This window comes from Bariatricus sp. HCP28S3_D3 (assembly GCF_052065755.1).
Classification (GTDB): domain Bacteria; phylum Bacillota; class Clostridia; order Lachnospirales; family Lachnospiraceae; genus Allocoprococcus.
In genome coordinates, this window is the sequence record NZ_JBQHTK010000097.1 from 1 (window position 1) to 635 (window position 635).

The window sequence follows — 635 nt, forward strand, 5'->3', positions numbered from 1 at the left end:
ACCATAAGTCAGGAGCCTTCCGGAAAATACTATGCAAGTCTGCTTTATGAGTATGAAGTCTGTGAGAACCAAGCAGAGAAGAGAAAAGAAGCAGAACCGGAAGTGCTGGGGATTGATTATGCGATGAGTGGGATGGCGGTCTTTTCGGATGGAACAAGGTGTGAGTATCCGGGGTATTTCAGAAAGGCAATGGTGTGTCTTGCGAGGGAACAGAGGAAACTGTCCCGGTGTCAGAAGGGGAGCCGGAATTACGAAAAACAAAGGAAAAAGGTTGCAGTCTGTCATGAGAAGGTCCGGAACCAGAGGAAGGATTTTCACCATAAGCTGAGTCAGGAACTGGCAGAGAGATATGATGCGGTTGCAGTGGAAGATCTGGATATGAAAGCGATGAGTCAGTGCCTGCATCTGGGGAAGGGAGTTATGGATAACGGATATGGAATGTTTCGGGATATGCTTGCATATAAGCTGGAAGATAGAGGAAAGAAGCTGATAAAGGTCGATCGGTTTTATCCATCCAGTAAAACCTGCAGCAAATGCGGAAAGATCAAGAAAGAATTGTCACTGTCAGAACGGATCTATGAATGTGGGTGCGGGAATCGGATGGATCGGGATGTGAATGCAGCGATCAATATCCG

General features: G+C 46.8%; 1 protein-coding gene. It reads left to right on the plus strand.

Annotated elements, in window-relative coordinates; genetic code table 11:
• Positions 1-635, plus strand: a 635-nt coding sequence (locus ACTNB3_RS17870) for an RNA-guided endonuclease InsQ/TnpB family protein (protein WP_441019273.1), incomplete at both ends; no start/stop codon positions are given.